This is a genomic window from Pseudomonas sp. RT6P73 (genome assembly GCF_054897715.1).
In genome coordinates this window covers 6,094,415-6,116,335 of record NZ_JBUBUV010000002.1, presented here as the reverse complement: position 1 = coordinate 6,116,335, position 21,921 = coordinate 6,094,415, and the positions used below count along the sequence as shown (strand labels likewise).

The 21,921-nt window shown below is 60.7% G+C and carries 18 protein-coding genes; 3 read left to right on the top strand and 15 right to left on the bottom strand.

Features of this window, described 5'->3' with window-relative positions:
* Nucleotides 1–87: 87 nt before the first annotated feature.
* Nucleotides 88–1,659, bottom strand: a complete 1,572-nt coding sequence (locus tag ACYZT6_RS28120) for a glycosyltransferase family 39 protein (RefSeq protein WP_462029480.1) — start codon at nucleotides 1,657–1,659, stop codon at nucleotides 88–90.
* A 245-nt stretch (nucleotides 1,660–1,904) separates the two neighbouring features.
* On the opposite strand from ACYZT6_RS28120, the gene ACYZT6_RS28115 reads away from it, so the two are divergent.
* Both ACYZT6_RS28115 and ACYZT6_RS28110 read left to right on the top strand, forming a co-directional pair.
* Entirely contained in the window at nucleotides 1,905–2,492 is a 588-nt protein-coding gene (locus ACYZT6_RS28115) for a phage tail protein (protein WP_077750389.1), read from the top strand.
* Between the two features lie 55 nt (nucleotides 2,493–2,547).
* Nucleotides 2,548–2,859 carry a DUF6916 family protein gene (locus ACYZT6_RS28110; protein WP_462029479.1) on the top strand — a complete coding sequence of 104 codons (312 nt, stop codon included), beginning with the start codon at nucleotides 2,548–2,550 and terminating at the stop codon, nucleotides 2,857–2,859.
* 121 nt (nucleotides 2,860–2,980) lie between these two features.
* On the opposite strand, the gene ACYZT6_RS28105 is transcribed toward ACYZT6_RS28110, so the two are convergent.
* Genes ACYZT6_RS28105 through ACYZT6_RS28090 form a run of 4 tightly spaced genes read right to left on the bottom strand, consistent with a single transcriptional unit; the run spans nucleotide 2,981 to nucleotide 7,685 of the window.
* A complete protein-coding gene (locus ACYZT6_RS28105) occupies nucleotides 2,981–3,478 on the bottom strand; it encodes a GNAT family N-acetyltransferase (RefSeq protein ID WP_462029478.1) in 498 nt (165 codons plus the stop codon).
* 11 nt (nucleotides 3,479–3,489) lie between these two features.
* The gene (locus ACYZT6_RS28100) at nucleotides 3,490–5,586 is read right to left on the bottom strand and encodes an efflux RND transporter periplasmic adaptor subunit (RefSeq protein WP_462029477.1); all 2,097 of its coding nucleotides are present in this window, start codon (nucleotides 5,584–5,586) and stop codon (nucleotides 3,490–3,492) included.
* A complete protein-coding gene (locus ACYZT6_RS28095) occupies nucleotides 5,587–6,906 on the bottom strand; it encodes an efflux RND transporter periplasmic adaptor subunit (protein WP_462029476.1) in 1,320 nt (439 codons plus the stop codon).
* On the bottom strand, nucleotides 6,903–7,685 hold the full coding sequence (locus ACYZT6_RS28090; RefSeq protein ID WP_462029475.1) for an efflux RND transporter periplasmic adaptor subunit: 783 nt from the start codon (nucleotides 7,683–7,685) through the stop codon (nucleotides 6,903–6,905). Before ACYZT6_RS28090 ends, ACYZT6_RS28095 begins: the two co-directional genes overlap by 4 nt.
* 496 nt (nucleotides 7,686–8,181) lie before the next feature.
* On the opposite strand from ACYZT6_RS28090, the gene ACYZT6_RS28085 reads away from it, so the two are divergent.
* Nucleotides 8,182–8,871 carry an NYN domain-containing protein gene (locus ACYZT6_RS28085; protein ID WP_462029474.1) on the top strand — a complete coding sequence of 230 codons (690 nt, stop codon included), beginning with the start codon at nucleotides 8,182–8,184 and terminating at the stop codon, nucleotides 8,869–8,871.
* Here ACYZT6_RS28085 and ACYZT6_RS28080 read toward each other — a convergent pair.
* The 10 genes from ACYZT6_RS28080 to ACYZT6_RS28035 all read right to left on the bottom strand — a co-directional run bounded on the left by ACYZT6_RS28080 (nucleotide 8,852) and on the right by ACYZT6_RS28035 (nucleotide 21,913).
* Entirely contained in the window at nucleotides 8,852–10,438 is a 1,587-nt protein-coding gene (locus tag ACYZT6_RS28080) for an efflux transporter outer membrane subunit (RefSeq protein WP_462029473.1), read from the bottom strand. The two genes, ACYZT6_RS28085 and ACYZT6_RS28080, sit on opposite strands and share 20 nt — an antisense overlap.
* Nucleotides 10,435–11,499 (bottom strand): HlyD family secretion protein, encoded by a 1,065-nt coding sequence (locus ACYZT6_RS28075; protein WP_462029472.1) that lies wholly within the window; start codon nucleotides 11,497–11,499, stop codon nucleotides 10,435–10,437. Before ACYZT6_RS28075 ends, ACYZT6_RS28080 begins: the two co-directional genes overlap by 4 nt.
* Before the next feature lie 26 nt (nucleotides 11,500–11,525).
* Nucleotides 11,526–13,061, bottom strand: a complete 1,536-nt coding sequence (locus ACYZT6_RS28070; protein ID WP_462029471.1) for an MFS transporter — start codon at nucleotides 13,059–13,061, stop codon at nucleotides 11,526–11,528.
* A 221-nt stretch (nucleotides 13,062–13,282) separates the two neighbouring features.
* Nucleotides 13,283–14,203: a LysR family transcriptional regulator gene (locus ACYZT6_RS28065; protein ID WP_462029470.1), complete on the bottom strand. Its 921-nt coding sequence runs from the start codon at nucleotides 14,201–14,203 to the stop codon at nucleotides 13,283–13,285.
* Nucleotides 14,204–14,404: 201 nt separating this feature from the next.
* Complete coding sequence (locus ACYZT6_RS28060; RefSeq protein ID WP_462029469.1) at nucleotides 14,405–15,271, bottom strand: ABC transporter permease; 867 nt, start codon at nucleotides 15,269–15,271, stop codon at nucleotides 14,405–14,407.
* Nucleotides 15,272–15,291: 20 nt separating this feature from the next.
* Complete coding sequence (locus ACYZT6_RS28055; protein WP_462029468.1) at nucleotides 15,292–16,152, bottom strand: ABC transporter ATP-binding protein; 861 nt, start codon at nucleotides 16,150–16,152, stop codon at nucleotides 15,292–15,294.
* Nucleotides 16,153–16,157: 5 nt separating this feature from the next.
* A complete protein-coding gene (locus ACYZT6_RS28050; protein WP_462029467.1) occupies nucleotides 16,158–17,183 on the bottom strand; it encodes an ABC transporter substrate-binding protein in 1,026 nt (341 codons plus the stop codon).
* A 17-nt stretch (nucleotides 17,184–17,200) separates the two neighbouring features.
* Nucleotides 17,201–18,088, bottom strand: coding sequence for a TauD/TfdA dioxygenase family protein (locus ACYZT6_RS28045; RefSeq protein WP_462029466.1), 888 nt, complete (start codon nucleotides 18,086–18,088; stop codon nucleotides 17,201–17,203).
* A 311-nt stretch (nucleotides 18,089–18,399) separates the two neighbouring features.
* Entirely contained in the window at nucleotides 18,400–19,767 is a 1,368-nt protein-coding gene (locus ACYZT6_RS28040; RefSeq protein ID WP_462029465.1) for an HlyD family type I secretion periplasmic adaptor subunit, read from the bottom strand.
* Nucleotides 19,757–21,913 carry a type I secretion system permease/ATPase gene (locus ACYZT6_RS28035; protein WP_462029464.1) on the bottom strand — a complete coding sequence of 719 codons (2,157 nt, stop codon included), beginning with the start codon at nucleotides 21,911–21,913 and terminating at the stop codon, nucleotides 19,757–19,759. The genes ACYZT6_RS28040 and ACYZT6_RS28035 overlap by 11 nt, the downstream gene beginning before the upstream one ends.
* Nucleotides 21,914–21,921 lie beyond the last annotated feature (8 nt).

Genomic DNA, 21,921 nt, shown 5'->3' with positions numbered 1-21,921 from the left:
GTAGACTATGAATGGCCGTACCAGTAGTAGTGTTTTGATATCAAATCGAAGCTAAATCATCTGAAAAGGATGATTTTTGTTACTGATTCAATGCATCACGAACAAGCGCGCATTGGCGCCGCCTGCCTGGGTTTCACCGACGCTCTGCCAGCCTGCGGGCAACGGCGCGAACTCGTCCGGCACACCGACGGTACCGACCAACCACACGCGTCCTGTGCCTTTGGGCAAGCTGCCAAGGCTGTCGAGGTAAATGTCCTGGGCCACCAACGTGCCGAAGCCATAGGCATTCGGCCGGCTCGAAGCACCACCGGGCAACGGTGGCGTGTACAGCAGCGGCTTGGCGTCGGTGCGGTTGTAGTAGACGTAGCTGAGGTACCAGAGCATGTCGCTGGTGAGGATCCGGTCACCGGCAACGAAGTGCTGGTTGACGTAGTTGACCATGACGTTGAACTGATCGTTGCTATCGACCGTGGCGTTGTTATTCAGGCCAACCAATTCGACACCGACAAACAACACCAGCACCGTCAGGGCCAACACCCGGAAGCCCGAGTACAGGCGATCAATAGCCAGTGCGGCAATCATCGGCAGTCCAAGAGCGTAGGCGGTGAAGTAACGTTCGATAAACACCGGCGAGATCAACGACACCGAAAACACCAGCAGCAACGGCAAAACGGTGTAGATCACCACCAGCGCACTGCCACGAATGACACTGCGATCACGCACCAGCGCCACCCACACCAAGGCCAGCAATGCCAAGGGCAACGCGATGAAAATCGTCTTCGGCAGGTTCTCACCATCGTCCTGGATCAGAAACGACCAGATCATCGATGGCAACGAGCCGAGCGTGACCGGCGCCTCCCACCCGACATCGCCATTGGCTTTGAGCTGATCCATGTGCTGGATCAGATCGATCAGGCTCGGCACCCAAGGCAAGTACAACAACACGATGGCCACGTTCGCCAGCCACCAGCCGGGGCGTTGAATATGCCGCAAGCGGTAGCCAGGCTGCAGGCGGATCACGCCCAGATACAGCCAGTGGCAAAGCACGCACAGGGCGGTGAAGTAATGGGTGTAGAACGCCGCACTCATGAGCAGCACATACGCCACCAGATAACGTGTGCGCCGGGGGTATTTGATCCAGTAGACCAGGGCAATCGTGGCGCCGATCAGCCACAGGCCCAGCAGCGAGTACATCCGCACTTCCTGGCTGTAACGCACCGCGGTGGGCAGCAGCGCCAGTAGCAAACCGGTCAGCAACGCGGCGCGCCGGGTGGCAATCAAGTCCATCAGCCAGACACCGAGCCACACCGTGGCAATCCCGGGCAACGCGCTGAGCGTGCGGATGGAAAATATACCGTCGCCGAACAGCTCGACCCAACCATGCAGCAGCATGAAATACAGCGGCGGGTGGACATCGTGGGCAGCGTGCACCCAGATCCTGCCGAGAGAATATTGGCTGAGCAGCAGGCTTGAGCCTTCGTCGCCCCAAATCGCCGCCGCCGTCAGGTCGTAGAAACGTACCAGCGCAGCCAAGGCCAGGATCGGCAACAGCCAATGCTCGTGTGCCCATCGAAGCAGACGCAAAACAGCCGCCCAGGCGCCGGGGGCTGCGTGCGGGCCTTGGGTGCCGTCAAGCGACAATTCTCTGTGCGCCTCCATTGCCTCCCCCTCAGGATTGCCGGAAAAAAACATGAAGCTCGCAATCAATGTAAGACAGCGGCAGCGCCGTCGTCGATGCTGGCTTTGCGACCAACGACATTCGGCAATCTTGCGGATCTACTACGCTCTGGCTTGGCGTGACCCAGCCACGGAGATGAATGGAGTCGGCTGTTCGCAACGATGTGCCCGGAGGTCCGGGCCACCTGCGTGGCGCGCCAGACAACTAACCTGAGGGATGAGGAACTATGGAAGTATTCATGGGCACTATTCAGCCTTTCGCCTTTAACTTCGCCCCCAACGGCTGGGCACTGTGCAACGGCCAGACGCTGGCGGTCCAACAATACAACGCGCTATTCGCCCTGCTGGGCGTCAACTTCGGAGGCAATGGCTCCACCAACTTCATGCTACCCAACCTGCAAGGCCGAATGCCGGTCTGCATGGGTAACGGCCTGAACCTGACTCCGCGCGTCATCGGCGAATTCTCCGGGACCGAGAACGTCACCGCGACCATCACCAACCTGCCTAATCACACCCACGCCTTGTCCGGGCTCACGGCCACCACCACCCTGCAACTGGCCAGCCCGGCGAGCAACCCGGTCACCACGCCAACCGCCACCAACTCGTACATCGGCGCTTCGGGCGGCGGCCCGGGTTCGGCGAGCATCTTCTCCGACGCACAAGGCGCTGCGGCCGTACCGCTCAAGGGCGTGGCGACCGCCGTGACGGGTGAAATCTCGTCTGCGGGTAACGGCTTGCCCATGGAAACGATGAACCCGTTTCTGGTGCTCAACTTCAGCATAGCCTTGAACGGGTTGTTCCCTTCGCGCAACTGAGGTCTGGCCGGGGGATGCCAATCCCCCGGCCACTTTTGAATTTTGGAGTGACGCCATGCTGCATCAGGTTCAAAGCCAACACTTTCAGGCTCTGCTGGGCAAGACGCGGGTGCTGCGGCTGCCGGATGGCAGTGAATTGCCGATCCACATCGACACGCTTGAAGAAACGCCCCGTTCGCGGATGCCGAACAGCGAGCGTGTGCCGTTCAGTGTCGAGTTCAATAGCCTGGAACCCACAGCGTTTGTTGATGGGTTGTGCGCGTTGGAGTTGCCCGAGCTGGGTCCGGTGGAAGACATTTTTGTCTCCCGAGTGCCGGCCATGGGACGTGACCCGGGCGTGGGGTATTTCTACATCGCCTTCAACTGAACACACCGAATCCTAATGTAGGAGTGAGCCTGCTCGCGATAGCGGAGTGTCAGTCACCATAAATGTGAATGAACCACCGCCATCGCGAGCAGGCTCGCTCCCACAGGGGTTGGTGGTGGTTTCAAACTTGTGGGTACCACACCAACCGCTCCGCCGCCGGGTTTTGCTCTTCAACCTGAAACCCCAGCGCCAGGTAATGCTGGCGTGCATGGGGATTGTTGGCCCAGACCACCGTGGCCACCGGGCAGCGAATCTGTTGCGCGGCTTTCTGCACGCCTTGCAGCACCGTGCGGCCATAACCCTGGCCGCGGGCCTGCGGAATGAACGCCAGGTACAACACACGAATTTCATTGGGGCCAAAATCAGTGGTCAGCGCACCGATGGCCGTGTCGAGCTTTTCAATCACGTAATGCATTGCGTTGGGAAAACGCTCGCCCAAACCCTGTTCCTGCACCTGAAACTGCAGGGCGACTACCTGCTCCACCACTTCCTGCTCACCGTCGATCCACTGCAGATCCGGCCGCGCTGCCTGGTAAAGACGCTGCAGAAAAGGTCCATCACTGGTCCGCGAGGGCCGAACCACCAAGCCATCGGCCGCCACTGAATCGGTATTCGCCATCGCTGCTCTCCTTAGAAACCACTTTCCCTGACACCCAGCGCAGCCATGCGTCGCCAGGCCACGCCCAACAACGACTCGCCACTGCCCTGCAACACCACCACGCCGCGCAAGGGCTGCCTCGGCGTCGGTGCGTCTTCGAGGGTGCTCAACCGCGCCCCGTATTGTCCCTGCACCGGCTCAGCCCGTTGATGCGCATCCCGGCGGACGGCAATCGGCCCGTGGTGATCGGACGTCAGCGCCTCCTGATCGACATAGGCCGCGCCATTGGTATCGATTTCGGTCAATTGCACGGCGATCGCCGGGTGCATCGGATCATCGGCGATGAACCGCCCGGTGGCCCCCGGCGCAACGCGCCACAGTTCAGCTTCGGCCAGATAGCCGCGCAACCGCGCCCCGTCTTCGACGACCCGCGCCAGGGGATCTTTGGTCGACAGCCAGCGACCGACCATCAATTGGGGCAACAGATCGCGCACGGTGCCGGCATGGGGCGCGCGTAGCAGCAGACGTTCACGCTGGGCGGCCAGCCCGCGATAGTCGGCCACCGCCTCAGCCAGGCGTTGCTCGACGATACCGGCGTCCGCCGCGGTTTCGGTACGACTGGCCTGACGGCGCATCTGCAACTGCTGGATCTGGATTTCGCGACGTACGATGGCCTGGCGCGAGTCCAGATCCGGTGACTCCAGCTCGATCAGCACCTCGCCCTGCGCAACCACCTGGCCGTCATGCACATTCACCGTTTTGACTCGCGCCGCGACCGGCGCGTGCAATGCACTGGCGCGTCCCGCTTCCAGCATCGTCGGCAGCTCCACCGCGCTGCGCCACGGCAATACCAGCAGTAACATCAGCCCGAGCAAGGCCAGACCACTGAGCAACACGCGGGAGGCATGCGCCTGCTCCCGTCGGCTCCACCATTGCCGCCACTCGCTGAAGATCGGCAGGAAGATGAACCACACCAGCTCCACCAGCATCAGGAAAATCCCCAACACCTTGAAGAACAGGTGATAGACCGCAAGGGCAATCCCGAAAAACAACGCCGCACGCCACAGCCACGCGCCATAGCCCCAGATCAGCAATCGGCGCTGCATCTTCGGCGACCACGGCTCCGGCGCGGCGACTCCATAACCAAACAAAAACTCACGCAGCCGCCAGCGACACAAGGCAAAGGCTCGCCCTTGAAGGTTGTCCACTTCCCAGAAGTCACTGAGCAAAAAATAGCCATCGAAACGCATGAACGGGTTGAGGTTGATCACCAGCGTGGTGATCCAGGTCGCACTGGCGAGCATGAACGCGGCGGTACGTCCGGGGCCGTCCGGCAGCAGTGACCAGATCAGCAGCGCGATGCTGGCCAGCAGCAATTCCGCCAACACCCCGCCGGCGCCGATCAGCAACCGCGCGCGGCGATCATTGACCCGCCAGGCGTCGCTGACGTCGGTGTAAAACATCGGCAGCAACACCATGAACGCCACGCCCATGCTCTGCACCCGACAACCCGCGCGCTTGGCCATGAAGGCGTGGCCGAACTCGTGACAGAGCTTGGCGAAAAACAGCGCCACACCGAACGCTAGCGCGCCGCCGAGGCTGAACAGATGCGGGAAGGTGGCGATAAACCGCTGCCAGTCCTGGGACACAAGAAACACTCCGAGCACCAACGTCGCCGGCAGCCCATAGCGCAGCGCTCGCGGGCCGAAGCGTTCCAGCCACGGCCAGGCACGATTGAGAAAAGCGTCGGGGCGCCACAGCGGAATGCGGAAAAACAGGTACTGGTGCAGCAGAATCTGCCACAACGTCTGACGCTGGGCCGCCGCCTTCAGGCTGTAACTGGCACGCTGTTGCGGATCGAGCGCGCTGATCAGATCGTGGCCACGCAAAAAGCCCAGCAACTGCTCAAGCTCCGCGCCATCCAGCGGCAACCCGGGCTCGCGGTTGGCGGCGCGCAGCACTTGCTCGGGATCACCCAACGACCAATGACGCAGCAAACGCATCGCGGCGGCGCCGAGTTTGAAATAACGCCCGCACACCGGGTCGGCCAGGGTCCAGCGGGGCGAACCATCGAGGGCCGGGGTCGCCACGGACAATTGCAAGTCGGCCCGCAGGCTCGGCAGGCTCATCTAAAGCCCCACACTCTGGCGTAACCCGGCCAGTGGTCGACGCAACAGGTACAACGCGAGCGGTGCACGGTCACCGAAAATCTTCGCGGTTCCGCGCAGGCCGATACGCGGCGGTGCGCCCTCGAAATTCGCATCCAGACGATAAGCCAATTGTCCGGCAGCGGTAGGTTGCGCCTCATAGGCCGAGCGTTCGAGTTTGGCCAGGTGCCGTTGCAAAGGATCACTGTCGAGAAACAATGCGACTTGTGCGCCCGGTTCAAGGGCAATCGCATCGCCCACCGCCAGCTCGATGCGCAACTCGGCTTGGGTCGGGTCAGCAATTTCCATCAGCCGCTCTCCGGTCTGCACCGGTTTACCGGTCCAGCGCTCGGCGTCGGCGAACACCGCGATACCGCCCCGCTCGGCGCGGACTTCACTGCGTTTGAGCAGTTCGCGGGCGTAATCCCGTTCGGCGCGTTTTTGCTCGACTCGCGCAGCCAACAGATCGATTTTCGAGCTGGATTCGGCGTCTGCGAACGAGCGTTGGGAATTGGCTTTCAACTCAGCTTCAGCCACACCCAAGGCGCGCTCGGCCACGTCGGCCTGGGCCTTGAGCGTCGTGCTTTCGAAGCGCAGCAACAGGTCGCCGGCTTTTACCGTCTGATTGGGTTTGACCAGGAACTCGGCAATCACTCCATCCAGTGGCGCAGCCACCACGCGGCCACCCAACGGAACAACTTCCGCCGGCGCCAGCACCGATTGGCGTACCGGGATCAGCAACGCGAGCAACAGCGCTGCGACCAGTGCTACCTGACGTTTGCGGGTCCAGCGCAGCCGCCACGGTTTGCGCGGTTGCAGCGCCAGCCAGGCGTGGCTGTAGGTGTCGCCCAGTTGCGACAGCAGCACTTGCTCGGAAGGATTCCACGGCAGATCCCGCGCCAGCCACAGACCGCCAAACATCTCGCCCTGGTGATCGATCAGCGGCAGCCAAAACACCTGAGCTGCGGAAAGACTTTGCCAATCGGCTTGAATAGCTTCGCTGAGCCCACTCGCTGGAATCACCCGTGCCTGCTTCAGCACACCGGACTTGAACAGTTGCGCCACGGCCTGCTCGACGAACGCCACGAACGGCGCATTCGGGTCCACCGCACTGACACCCGTCACCGCTTGCACTTTGCCGGCAATCAGAAGCGCCGCGTGACGAAAACCAAACAACGCCTGCCCGTCATTGACCAGGCTGTAGGCCAATTGTGCAGGCGTGCGAGCGGCGCGGGTCAGGTGTTCGAGATCAAGAAACCTGGCGAAGACTTGTTCAGCACCGCCCGTAACGGGCGCGTTCATTTAAGCTCCGCGAAACGCGCCGTGCCGCTCATGCCGGCCAGCAAACCGTTGGCATTGGGCAGCGTCGCGACCAGCAGCAAGGTCTGGCTGCCTTCGTCAATTCGAGCACCAAGGCGCTTGACCGTGGCATCCAGCGGCTGACCGGTTTCATCGGGGACAAAGCTGAAAGTCTCGCCAGGCTTGAGCCGGGCCATCCAGCGTGACGGCACCAGCAGATGAATTTCCAGGGTGCGGTTGTCGACCACGTCCAGCAACGGCGTACCGGCAGCCACGCTTTCATAGCGCTTGACCTTGCGCTCGACGACCTGGCCATCGAACGGCGCCAGCACGCTGCAGCGTTTGACCTGAACCTGATAAACCTGAGACTGCGCCTGGGTCTCGCTGACCTTGGCTTCGGCCCGCGCCACTTCAAAACGCCCAACCGAATTCAACGCCGCCAGCTGTTTGTTGTGGGACAACTCTTCACCCGCGCCACGGCTGGCCGCCTGCGCCGCATTGAGCTGGGCCTGATAAGCCGAGCAATCGAAACGCGCCAGCGTATCGCCCTTCTTGAACGACTCGCCCTCACTGAACGGCAACTCGACAAGACGCCCGGATAACTCGCTGGCAAGCACCGCCTGATCCCGGGCACGCAACACACCACGGGCTTCGCTGCTGGCCGTCGCATTGCTGCCAGTGGCGCTGTTGTCCAACAGCGGATCCTCTGACGCGGGCGTTTGCGCTTGAACGGCGCATGCAACCAAGGTCAATCCAATAACCCAAAAACGAACACGCCGCATAACCGTATCTCCCTGACGGATGAGCGGAGTCTATGACAGGGTGGGTGGGCGTCAAGTGGATAGATGGCATTGGATGGAAATGTGCTGTTTCAAAATAGCCAGATTTCTCAGCACAGATACTTGGGCTTTCCTTTAGTACCCCTCGGTAATAAATCCCACATCAAATTGGGAACATACATTCAGTCGTTACGGAGAGCAGCGGTCGACAATTCAAACTTATATCGAAATGCAGCACATCATCACTTTTCCTGTAGCAATCACTAACAACTCAGGCCAACAACGCCTTGACCATCGCCTAGGCCGGTGATCAAAACTGACTCGCCGGCGTTGGAGCGCATGCCGTCGTGTAGCGCCTGGTCAATCGGTGATTGACGTGCGTGGCGAGCACCACTTAGGATTGCTCCAACTCAACCCCGTACGCAGAGATTCAGTTCTCTGGCCGTTGGGGTGAAAAAACCGGCTTAGGCCGGTTTTTTCGTTTTTGAGGATTAAGTTTGTGCGCACCGCTTTTTTTGTTGATGGCTACAATCTGTTTTACGGGTTGCTCGCCGGCACTCCCTATAAGTGGCTAAACCTCAAAGGCCTGCTGGCCCATGTCGCACATATCGAAAACCCGCAAAGCTCAATCATCTCCGTTGATTACTTCACTTCCTCCGTCAAACCGATACTCGCCACTCGAGGCAGAATCTCGAAAGAGGCTCAAGACTCCTATGTGCGAGCACTGAAAGCGACCAAAGTAGTAGTGCACTATGGCCGGCACTCGCTCGAACCGGCGAAAGCTCCGCGCTTCATAGACAGGAAAACAGGTGCTTCCCGTCAAGACAAGGTCGACATTTGGAAGCTTGAAGAGAAAGAAACGGATGTTCACATCGCGATCAGTATGTACCGCACTGCTACCAAGCAAGCCGCTCTTGAAGTGCATGACCGTATTGAACAACTCGTACTGGTTTCCAGCGACACAGACATGACTCCAGCCCTTAAAGCTATTCGCGAAGATTTTCCTGACATAACTATCGGGGTCATTCTTCCGCATCGAGCTGAATTGAACTGTCCTTCACCAGGTTCGCTAAAGGAACATTCCCATTGGATGCGTCGAGTCATCTCTGCAGAAGAGTTGCAGTCACACCAGTTCCCGGGACGCGTGCCAACCCGTAAAACACCTGCCATCAAACCGGATTACTGGTAACGACGCCAGCCAACGGATACACCGACTCCCATCCCCCGCCCAACGCCTTATACAAACCCACCATCGCCAGCGAAACCCCGGTCGAGCTCTCCACAAACTGCTCCTGAGTCGCCAATAACGCGCCCTGAACGGTCAGCACGTTGACGAAATCCACCACCCCTTCCACATATTGCTGCTGCGCAGTGCGCAGGGCGATCTGGTTCTGGCGGACGGCTTCGGCGAGGCTGTCGCGGCGCAGTTGGCTGGCGTTGTAGGCGGTCAGTTGATCGTCGATTTCATGCCATGCGCGTAGTACGGTTTGCTGGTAGGCGATGGCGGCCTCCTGTTGCTGAGCTTCGCGCAGATTCAGGACCCCGCGCAAACGGCCGCCGTCGAACAGCGGCAGACTGAATTGCGGGCCAATGCCAAACGCGCGCGAGCCCCAGGAGCCGAAATCGCTCAGCTGCATGGCTTGTGAACCGATGTTGCCGGACAGGGTAATCCGCGGATAGAAGTCACCCTTGGCCACGCCAATGCTCGCGGTGGCGGCATGCAAGCGGGCTTCGGCCTGACGGATATCCGGGCGGCGCTCGGCCAGCTGCGACGGCAGCCCGATGGCGACCTGACGCGGGGTTGGCGGCACGGGAGTGTCTGTGGATAACTCGGCGTGCAGCGCTTGCGGCGGTTCGCCCATCAGCAAGCTCAGGGCGTTGATCAGTTGCGACTGACGCTGTTCCAACGCGGGCAGGCGCGATTCGATGGCGGCGACTTGGGCGGCCGCTTCGGCGACGTCCAGGTCAGTGGCGACGCCGTCGGCCAGACGCAGTTGCGAGAGTTTCAGGCTGTGGCGGGCGACGTCGAGGTTTTGTTCGGTGACAGCCCGGGTGCTTTGTACGCCGCGCAGTTGTATGTAGTCCTGAGCGGTTTCGGCGAGCACCGACAGCAGCACACCGCGGCGATCGTTTTCCGCGACTTCCAGGGTCGCATCGGCGGCTTCGGTTTCGCGGCGCACGCGGCCCCAAAAATCCAGTTCCCAGGACGCGGAGAAACCTGCGTCCCAGAGGTTGAACGCCGAGTCGCCGTTGTGGCCCGATGGGTCGTTCAGGCCTTCGCCACTGTTGCGTTTGCGCCCGTAACTGCCGGTGGCGGCGGTGTTCGGATAACGGTCGGCGGTGATCACCTGACGTGCGGCGCGACTTTGCTGCAAGCGGCTGCTGGCGAGTTTCAGGTCGAGGTTGTCGGTCAGGGCACGCTGGGTCAGGGCCGAGAGTTTCGGGTCGTTGAAGACTTCCCACCAGCGCTCGTTCATGTCGGTGGGTACGGCTTCACTGGCGGCGGTTTTGGACGGTTTTGACCACTCGGCGATTTGTTGGGGTTGAGGTTTCTGGAAGTCGGGGCCCACGGTGCAGGCTGTAAGGCTCATGACCAGCAAGGCGCACAAGGTGAGTTGAGGCCACCGGCCTCTTCGCGAGCAGGCTCGCTCCCACATTGGATCTGTGTAATGCAAAAAATCTCTGGTCAAAAGGAGATCTCCTGTGGGAGCGAGCCTGCTCGCGATGACGTCAGCCCAGTCAACAAAGACCTTCATCGCTTAGTCACCTCACGCGACACCACGCTCGCCGTATCAATCCTCGCCTCCACCGACATCCCCACCCGCAACCGCTCGGCCAATGCCTGACCCGGTTCCAGAACAATCTTCACCGGAATCCGCTGCACAACCTTGGTGAAGTTGCCTGTGGCGTTGTCCGGTTTGATCGAAGCAAAGGTCACCCCGGTGGCCGGCGCGATGCTCTCGACGCGCCCCGTCAAAACCTCTCCACCGAGGCTGTCGACATGCACCTGCACGTCCTGTCCCGGCTTCACGTCAGTCAATTGTGTTTCCTGGAAATTGGCCACCACGTAAGCCTGCGCCAGCGGCACCACCGCCAGAATCTTGCTGCCCGGCGTCACGTAGGCGCCGACCCGCACCGCCCGCTCGCCCACCATGCCGTCCTGAGGGGCAACGATGCGCGTGTAAGACAGCTCGTAGCTGGCCATTTCCAGCGCCGCTTGCGCCCGCTTCAATCCGCCGTCAGCCGCATCGCGCTGAGCCGTGAGGATCTCCACCTGCTTGCGCTCCGCTGCCAGCACCGCCGTGACGTTGGCCAACCGCGCGGCGGCCTGATCGATGCGCGTGCGCGCTTGCTGAGCATTCTGCACCGTGCCGGCACCGACCCCGGCGAGGTGGTTGTAGCGGTTCAATTCATGCTCGGCAAAGGCCATTTCAGCCTTGGCCGACACCACCGTGGCCTGGGCCTGGGCGATCACCGAAGCCTGGCGCTCAAGGGTCGCCCGAGCGTTTTGCAATTGCGCCCTGGCCACCAGTGTCTCGGCGTCGGCGGCTTGGGCGGCGGCGCGCAGGTCGCGGTCATCGATCAATGCCAGCAACTGCCCGGCTTTGACCTGCTGGTTGTCTTCCACCAGCACCTCCTTGATGAACCCGGCTACGCGAGGCACCACCAGGGTGAAGTCCGCCGAGACAAACGCATCGTTGGTGTTCTGCTGCGTGCGTTTGCCGAAAAGGCCTGGCGCCAGCAGATAAATCAGCACGCCGACCGCCACCACTGCGGCGACGCCGACAGTCACTTTTTGCTTTGTTTGAGTCGTCATAAAAACCTTCTGTTTCAGTGAAGCGTTCATGTCGGTGCGCGCGGTGGATAAATCCGCGTCGGCAGCCAGAAAATCAGCAGGATCAGCGCCAGCGCGACGCCGGTCATGCACAGATAAAGATCTGATGAAGTCAGCACCACCGCTTGCTCATGCAGACGATGGGCAAGGCCAGCGCTGTCGCTGTCGGCCAGAGGGGAGTTGCCGAGGTTGTCCACCAGCATGGTCGAATGGAAATGCAGTCTCGATGTGGTCAACGCCTCAATCACCCCGGTGGCCACCACCGCGGACAGGCCTTTCACGGTGTTGAACCAAGCCGAGGCGTACGGGCCTTCCATCGGTGTGATGCTGCCGGTGGAGAGCATCAACAGCGGCAGCACGGCCATGGGCTGACCGAAGATTTGCAGCCATTGCAGCGCGTAAAAATCATCACGAATCCACACCGACGTCAGCTGTGAACCACCGATGCACGACAGCGCCAACATGCTCAGACCAAGCCCCAGTACCCAACGGCAATCGACCCAGCGCAGGTTGCACAACGCCGCCACCAACGGCAGCGCAATCAACTGTGGCAGGGCTGCCAACAACATGATCGGCGCGGTCTGGACCGGGCGATAACCCTGGACCTGCGCCAGGTAGCTGGACGGAATAATGATCACCGCCAGCAACACCACCAACACCCCGGCCAATGTCAGCAAGGCGAACGCCAGGTTGCGGATGCCGAGCATCTGCATCTTGAAAAACGGGATCGGCTGCGACCATTCGTTGATCAGGAAAAGCACCAGCATCAACAGCCCGCCGCCGAGCAATGCGCAGATCAGGCTCGACTCGAACCAATCCAGCGGATTGCCTTGCAGAATGCCGATTACCAGCATGCAGATCGCCGGAAACCCCAGCAGCAAACCGCGCCAGTTGAACTGCTTGAAGCGCTCCAGACGCAGTGGGTCCTGCGGCAAGCCGTAGGCCACGGCCGCCATGGCAATCAGGCACGGAGCGATGATTTGCCAGAAGGTCCATTGCCAGCCGACGTACTCGGTCCACAAACCGGCCAGAGGGGTGCCGAGCCCTGGGCCGAAGGTGGCCGTCAGCGCATAGCCCGCCAGACCGTAAAGTTTCACGTTGGCCGGTAAAAAGCGCAGCGCGACAGTCATCAGCATCGGCGGAAGTGCGCCGCCGGCCAAGCCTTGCAAGGTACGTAAAAGCAGCAGGCTTTCGTAATTCGGGGCGAACGGGCACAACACGCCCAACAGGGTGAAGGCGCTGATGGCGCAGAGGGTGAAGCGCCGCAGCGAGAACGTCACCGAGCACCATGGCGCAAAGGCCATGGCCGCTACCGAGGTCGCCGTGTAGCTGGCGACCAGCCAGGTGCCTTCGTCATAGCCGATGGCCAATGCGCCGCGAATGTCCGCCAGCGCGACCTTGGTCACCATCTCGTTGAGGCCCGACACCAGCACTGCCAGCAACACGCCTACCAAACCGATGATGATCCGCGGGCCGAAGACGGGCGGCGTAACGGCGGCTGGACTGGCCGCGGCGAGAGGTGCCGTGACCGTGAGGGAAATCATTGACTGCAAGCTCCGGGGGTTGAATACCGGAGCATTTTAAGAAGCGCGGGACCTTACGAAAATTGACTTATTGGCAGGTTATAAGTGCGCCCGACGCAGCAATACAGAACCCTCTGTAGGAGCGAGCCTGCTCGCGATAGCGGTGGATCAGTCAACATCCATGTTGAATGTGATGGCCCTATCGCGAGCAGGCTCACTCCCACAGGGATTGGGGGTGAACTTCAAGATGGTTGTGCGGCCAGCCAGGTCTCGTCGCAGCAGGCTTTGAGCGTTTCACGCAGCCAGCGATGCGCCGGGTCCTTGTCGAAGCGCGGGTGCCAGGCCTGGGTCAGCATCAGGGTGGGCAGGGGAATCGGCAGGGTAAACGAGCGCAGCTTCAAACCCAGACGTCGCACACTCAACAACGCTTCCTTGGGCACCGGCAAAATCAGGTCGGAATCCGGCAACGCAAACATCGCTGCGTGGAAACTCGGCGCAATCACCGCCACCCGCCGCTCCAGCCCAAGGGCATTGAGTGCGGCATCGATCGGCCCGCGAGCAATGCCGCGACGGGACATGCTGATGTGGGAGAAACCAGCGAAGCGCTCGGCTGTAATCTCTTCGTCGAACAGCGGATGGTCCTCGCGAACCAGACCAACGAAATGAGTGGAGAACAGATTCTGAACCTTCACTTCCGGGGTCAGCGGCCGGGTATTGCTGATGCTCAGGTCGATCCGCCCTTCGCGCAGCGCTTCATCGTCGCCATCGCCTTCGGGGACGAAGCGCAACTCGCAATGCGGCGCCTGGCGGTCCAGGGTGTCAAACAGCTTGCCGCCGTAGACGCCGACGAAAAAGTCATTGGCCCGTATGCTGAACCGACGGCGCAACGAACCCAACTCCACCGCATCGGCCGAGCGGAACAGCAACGCGGCCTGCTCCACGACCTCGCGTACTTGCTCGCGAAGCTCCAGCGCCTTGGGCGTCGGGACTAAACCACGACCGGCGCGCACCAGAATCGGGTCACCGATGGCCTCTCGGATACGCGTGAGTGTCCGGCTCATGGCCGCCGGGCTGAGGTTCATCCGCCGCGCGGCGCCCACCACACTGCCCTCATCGAGCAAGGCGTCGAGGGCGACTAACAGGTTCATGTCCGGGAGTTGCATGCTGAGCACTCGTGTCTGGGCTGGGTTGATTCAGACGCAATGCTAGCAAACAACCCTCAAGTGATGTGTTGGTAGTACCGGCCCCATCGCGGGCAAGCCCGCTCCCACAGTGATCTCCGATGGATGCAGACTTTGGGTTCGACACAGAACCCTGTGGGAGCGGGCTTGCCCGCGATGGGGCCGGTTCAGACGCTGCGAAACTTAGCGCTGCATTCCCCAGCGCTTAACGGTCACTCGCTCCAGCGTGTCAAACACTAGGTTCTCCACCAGCAACCCAATCAAAATCACCACCGCCAACCCGGCAAACACCTTGTCGGTGTACAGCTCATTACGATTCTGAAAGATGTACCAGCCCAACCCACCCTTGCCGCTGGTAGCGCCAAACACCAGTTCAGCGGCAATCAGCGTACGCCACGCAAACGCCCAGCCGATTTTCAACCCGGCAAGGATCGACGGCAGCGCCGCCGGGATCAGGATGAACAGCACGAAGCGCATGCCCTTGAGGCCGTAGTTGCGCCCGGCCATGCGCAGGGTTTCCGAGACGCCGAGAAACCCGGCATAGGTATTCAGCGCCAGGGCCCAAAGTACTGAATGCACCAACACGAAAATCAGGCTGTTCTGCCCCAGCCCAAACCACAGCAGCGCCAACGGCAACAACGCAATCGCCGGCAGCGGATTGAACATCGAGGTCAACGTGCTCAGCAGATCGCGCCCGAACTGCGTCGACACCGCCAACGTGGTCAGGGCAAACGCCAGGACGATGCCGATCAAGTAACCCTTGAGCAACACCACCAGCGAAATCCAGACCTTGCCCAGCAACTCGCCGCTGAGCAAACCGTCATACAGCGCGCTGCCGGTTTGCAGAAAACTCGGCAGCAGCAGGTCGTTGTTCTGAACGCGGGCAACCACCTCCCACAGCACTGCGAGCAAAATCAGGATCAGGCTTTTGCGCAGCCAGGCCTGTTGCCAGAGGCGCTGGCCGAGGGGCAATTCCCGCTCCACCGGCACACTGGTCAATGGCTGCAAAACGGTTTCGAATTCTTCACGCACAGATGATAAATGGCTCATCGGGCAATCCTCTCAAAGGCTCAATAAGCGATGCGAATGTCGGAAAAATCCAGCTCACGCTCGGTTTCCGGCGACTGGCCTTCATCGAACAACAAGCGATGAATCCGTCGCGCCGATTCCTGAAACGCCACGCCGCCGAGACTGTGCAAATCGTATTGATGGCTGTGGACTTCCGCGCGCACCCGCCCCGGATGCGGCGACAGCAACAGAATGCGATTGCCCACCACCAGCGCTTCTTCGATGGAGTGCGTGACGAACAGCAGCGTGAAGCGCACCTCTTCCCAGAGCAGCAGCAATTCTTCCTGCATCTTGCGCCGGGTCAGCGCATCGAGGGCGGCGAAGGGTTCGTCCATCAGGAGGATTTTCGGCTGCATCGCCAACGCCCGGGCGATCGCCACGCGCGCCTTCATGCCGCCGGACAAGGTGTGCGGATAGGCATCGGCAAACGCCGCCAGACCGACCTTGTCCAGGTAGTGCAGCGCCCGTTCTTCGGCCTCTTTGCGCTTGAGGGTTTTCGAGGCCAGCAGCGGAAACATGACGTTCTGTTTGACGGTCTTCCAGGGCGGTAGTTGATCGAATTCCTGGAACACCACAATCCGGTCGGGCCCCGGCGCATGAACGGTTTGCCCTTGCAGCCGAATCTCGCCCTCGCACGGTTGAATGAATCCGGCGACCGCTTTGAGCAGTGTCGATTTACCGCAACCCGACGGCCCCAGCAACACAAAACGGTCCGCCGGATCGATTTCAAAACTCACTTGATGCGTCGCCCGAACCACACGTTGCGGCGTGCGGTATTCCAGGCTGACATGGTCGACGGACAGCAGCGCCTCGGCTGCTGCGATCGGGTTGCTGGCCGTGTAGCCTGGCAAAGGGGCGTTCATCTCGATCAGCTCCCTTGCAACGGTTTGGCGTCCTGGAAGAAGTAATCCTTCCACGAATCCGGTTTGGTTTTGATTGCGCCGACGCGGTACAGGAATTCGGCCAATGGGTAAGTATTTTTCGGCGTGACGCTGAATTCGAACTGCGGGTTATCGATGATTTTCAGCAACGCGGCACGGTCAATTTTTGCCTTGGTGACGCGGATGTAGGTGTCGGCTGCGGCGCCTTTATCGTTCTGGGCAAACTGCGCCGCTTCGGTCAGTGCTTCGACGAACGCCTTGTAGGTTTTCGGGTTCTCATCGCGGAATTTCTCGGTGGCGAAAAGCACCGTAGGCGAGTTCGGGCCGAGCAGGTCATAGGTGTTGAGCACAACATGAACGTTGGGGTTGGCCAGCGCCTGATCCTGGAATGGCGGATTGGAGAAGTGCCCGCTCAACTCGGTGCCGCCGGCGATGAGCGCGGCCGTGGCGTCTGGATGCGGTACGGCAATGGTGTACTTGTCGAGGCGATTGAACTCCTTGTCACCCCACTGCTTGGCGGCCGCGTATTGCAGGAAGCGCGACTGCACCGAAACGCCGACCGCCGGTACCGCGATGCGGTCCTTTTCGGTGAAGTCGGCGATGGTTTTAACCTTTGGATTGTTGCTCACCAGGTAGTACGGGAAGTTGCCGAGGGAGGCGACGGCTTTGACGTTTTGCTTGCCGTGAGTGCGATCCCAGATGGTCAACAGCGGACCGACGCCTGCACCAGCAATATCAATCGAGCCTGAGAGCAGCGCGTCGTTGACCGCCGCGCCACCGGACAACTGGGTCCAGTCGACTTTGATATCGATGCCTTCCTGCTTGCCGTACTTCTCGATCAGGTTCTGATCACGCACCACATTGAGCAACAAATAGACGATGCCGAACTGCTCGGCGATGCGGATTTCACCCTCGGCGTGGGCCACGGTCGGCGCCACCAGACTGCCAGCGATCAGGCTGAATCCCAAACCGATGGCAGCGGCCAGCGGCGCGAAAGGAAGACGTTTGGACATGGGAGTTCTCCGACAAATCAGAAAGGCGCGTCGCCCTGGATGGTGGTGCGATACAGCTTGCGGCGCAGATGGCTTGGGCATCCGGCGGCGAGGTGGATCAGCGAGCGGTTGTCCCAGAACACCAGGTCGTGGGCCTGCCATTGATGGCGGTAGATGTTTTGCGGCAGCACGCTGTGGGCATAGAGTTCTTCCAGCAGTTGCTTGCTCTCGTCTTCCGGCAAACCAACGATGCGGGTGGTGAAACCTTCGCTGACGAACAACGCCTTGCGGCCGTTTTCCGGATGCGTGCGGACGATCGGGTGGACCACTTCGGCCACTTGAGCCAGTTGCTCCGGCGTAAGGGTCGGGCGCCAGTTGCCTTCGAATTTGGTCTCGCTGTAGCGCGCCGTGTAGGAATGCGCCGCCGAACGACCTTCAACGGCTTTGCGCAGCGCGTCGGGCAGGTTGTCCCAGGCTTTGTGCATGTCGGCGAACAACGTGTCACCGCCTTCGGAGGGCAGTTCCTGGGCGTGCAGCATCGAACCCAGGCTCGGCAATTCTTTATAGGAAAGATCGGAGTGCCAGAACTTGCCGGCGTCACCGAGGCCAATGGATTGGCCGTTTTCGATGATGTTGGAAACGATGAGGATTTCCGGGTGGCCGGCCAGCAGGAACTGCTTGAGCACATGGATCTGCAATACGCCGAATCGACGGCTGAAAGCAATTTGCTGCTCGGGGGTTATGCGCTGGTCGCGGAACACCACGACATGATGATCAAGATGCGCGCGGTGGATACGGGCGAAATCCTGATCATTGATCTGGCGGGACAGGTCCAGACCGATGATTTCGGCACCGACAGCGCCGCTGAACGGGCGAATATCGAAGGTTTGTGGCGCGATTGCGGGTGACGCAGAGACGGCTGACATAAAAATCACTCCCACGCACGGCACGCTTCAAAGCGCGCACGTCGATCAAGAAACTCACGGAGGCCCCGTGTTGGTTCGTGTCGTGCGGCGCGCCGATTGGTCGGCAGGTACGCAGGAGAGTGACTTTATAGGTATAAGAATTGAAATTTAAATACCGTTAGCGAATAACGATATGGCAGAACAGGCAATGAATCACCTGTGGCGAGGGAGCTTGCTCCCGTTTGACTGCGAAGCAGTCCCTTTTTTGGGATCAAGAGGGGGCCGCTTCGCGTCCCAGCGGGAGCAAGCTCCCTCGCCACTGGTTTGTTTTCTTACCGCTCGTGCAGTGCTTCAGCCCGAGCCCGGATAATCGGCTTGAGCAGATAGCTCAGCACGGTCTTCTTGCCAGTAATGATATCCACCGAAGCCACCATCCCCGGGATGATCAGCAAAGGCTGTTCATCCGTCCCCAGGTGACTGCGATCCGTGCGCAGCTTGATGATGTAGTACGTGGTCTTCTTGTCTTCATCGGTGATGGTGTCAGCACCAATCTGTTCAAGCCTGGCCTTCAACCCACCATAAATGGTGTAGTCGTACGCCGTGAACTTCACCGTCGCTTCCTGGCCCGGATGCAGGAACGCGATGTCTTGCGGGCGAATTTTCGCTTCCACCAGCAAGGTGTCGTCCAGCGGTACGATTTCCACCAGGTCGCTGCCCGGTTGGATCACGCCGCCAATGGTATTCACCAAAAGCTTGTTGACGATGCCGCGCACTGGCGAAGTGACCAGCGTCCGGCTGACCCGGTCTTCCAGCGCTTTGCCGGTGGCCTGGGCCTTGTTCAGGTCGGTGCGGGCTTCGTTGAGTTGGGTCAGGGCTTCGCTGCGAAACTTGCCGCGCGTCTCGTCGATCTTGCGCTGCACTTCCTTGATCGCCGATTCGGCACGAGGGATCGCCAGTGTCGTGGCGTCCAGTTGCCCACGGGTTTCGACCTCGGCACGCTTGAGCCGCAACACCTCAACCGGCGACACCGCGCCCTGGGCCACCAGCGGCTCGGACATGGCGATTTCCTGACGCTGCAACGACAGCCCATTACGGTACTGCGATTGTTTGGAGGTGAATTCGCGCAGCTCTTGCTGACGCTGGATCAACTGTTCCTGCAAACCACCGATCTCATCGTGCAGTTGCTGACGACGGCTGATGTACAGCGACTCTTCACTGGCCGCTTGACCGGGAACTGCCTTCAGCACATCGGCGGGGAAGTTCAGCGGACGGTCATCGACCTCGGCGCTCAAGCGCTCCACGCGCAGCAGCATCGACAGCCGATCGGCTTCGGTCTCGCCAACGTTGGAGGCAAAGCGTGTGTCGTCTAGACGAATCAGCGGCGCGCCGGCGTCGACAATCTGCCCTTCGGTGACGTACAGCTCCGAAACGATACCGCCCTCAAGGTTCTGGATTTTCTGGATCTTCGACGACGGAATCGCCTTGCCGTCGCCCTTGGTGACTTCGTCGATCACCGCGTAATTGGCCCAGAGCATCAGGAACACGAAGAAACCGATGATCGCCCAGATCGTCAGCCGCACTACACGCGGAGCGTCTTCGATAAGGGCTTTATTGACCTCGGGAAGAGGCTGGCCATGCAGCGACTCGGAGCCTTTGAAATAACGGCGGATCGAATCCTTGAAACCCGACTTAAGCAACACTGATCTGCCCCTTTTTCAACGCTTCCATCACGGCGGCTTTCGGGCCATCGGCGAGAATTTGTCCACGGTCGATGACGATCAAGCGATCCACCAGCGACAGCAGCGATGCCCGGTGCGTCACCAGCACCACGGTCTTGTTTTCGATCACTGCGGCGAGGCGTTGCTTGAGACGTTCTTCGCCGGTGTTATCCATGGCGCTGGTCGGTTCATCGAGTAGCAGGATCGGTGGATTGAGCAGCAACGCACGGGCCAGGGCGACGTTCTGGCGTTGACCGCCGGACAGGTTCTGCCCGCGCTCACCGACTTGCAGTTCATAGCCTTGGGGGTGCAGACGGGCGAACTCGTGCACGCCGGCCAGTTCGGCGGCTTGCAGCACCATTTCATCCTCTACATAGCGCGCACCCGAGACCAGGTTGTCGCGCAGGGTGCCGGCCAGCAGCTGGATGTCCTGCGCCACGTAGCCGATGTTGTGGCGCAATTCGCTGACGTCGATCTGACGGATGTCGACGCCGTCCACCAGCAAGGCGCCATCGTCCGGTTGATAGAGACCCACCAGCAGTTTGGCCAGGGAGCTTTTGCCCGAGCCGCTGCGACCGATGATGCCGATTTTCTCGCCCGGCTTGATGCTCAGGTTGATGTTGTTCAGCGCCGCGTTCTGCTGGTTCGGGTAAGTGAAGTTCATCTGCCGGCATTCGATGGCGCCTTGCAGCACCTTGCGGCTCAACGGGCGCTCTTCGAAGTTGCGCTCTTGCGGCAGCTCCATCATTTGATCGACCGAGGTCATGGTCACCCGGGCTTGCTGGTAGCGGGTCAGCAGGCCGGACAACGAAGCCAGCGGGCTGAGCGCGCGACCACTGAGCATGTAGCAGGCAATCAGACCGCCCATGCTCAGGTTGCCGGCGATGATCTGGTACACGCCGAAGACAATCATGATCACCCCGGCCAGTTGCTGGATCAGCAAGGTGATGTTCATCGCCAACCCGGAGAGCATTTTCACCCGCAGCTCGAGGCGGCTGAGGGTGCCGATGGTCTGTTCCCACTGATACTGGCGTTCGCTTTCGGCGTTGTTGACCTTCACCGCATCGAGGCCGGCGAGGGTTTCGATCAGGCTCGACTGGCGCTCGGCGCCCAGGGCCATGGTTCGCTCCATGGTCGCCACCAACGGCTTCTGCAGCGCATAGCCGATCAGCAAGGCAATCGGGAACGCCAGCACCGGAATCCACACCAAGTGCCCGCCGAGAATGGCGATGACCATGAAGATCAGCAGCGTAAACGGCAGGTCGATCAGGCTGGTCAGGGTCAGCGAGGCGAGGAAGTCGCGCAGGCTCTGAAACTCATGGATGTTCTGGGCGAAGCTGCCGACCCGGGCCGGGCGGTACTTCATGGCCATGCCGACGATGCGTTCGAACAACGTCGCCGAGATGATCAGGTCGGTTTTCTTCCCGGCCAGGTCGAGGCACAAACTGCGCAGGCTCTTGAGGATCAGGTCGAACAGGTAAGCGCCAGTGATGCCGATGGCCAGCACCCACAGCGTCGATTCAGCCTGGTTCGGCACCACGCGGTCGTAGACGTTCATCACGAACAGCGGCGCGGCCATGGCGATGATGTTGATCAGGAAACTGGCGGCGATGGCGTCGGCATACAGCCAGCGCGAACGCTTGAGGGTATCGCGGAACCACGAGCGCGCGCGCGGGATCAGCGTGCCGTGATTGACGTCGAATTTGTGCTGGGGTTGAGCGAAGAACACCTTGCCGATGTAATCGTCGGCCAGCAGTTCGCGACTGACGAGGCTTTCGCCACCGTCGCTTTCGCTGATCAGCAGGCGGGCCTGGTCTTCACCGTGCCAGCCAAGCAGCACGGCACTGCGACCATCCTTGAGCAGCAACAGCGCCGGCATCGCTATCGCCGGAATCTGCTCCAGCTTGCGCACCAGCACGCGCCCTTGCAGGCCGGCGCGAGCGGCGGCGCGGGGCAGCAGTTCAACGCTCAGGCGCTGCTTGGGCAACGGCAGGCCGGTGGTCAACATCGCGGCGCTGGCCGGCTTTTGGTGCAGGGTGCAAAGGGCTAGCAGACCATCCAGTAGCGGATCGTCGTGCAGCGCGCGTGGATCATGAATGAGTTGAACTCGACTGACTTCTGATTCCACGCTCGGCA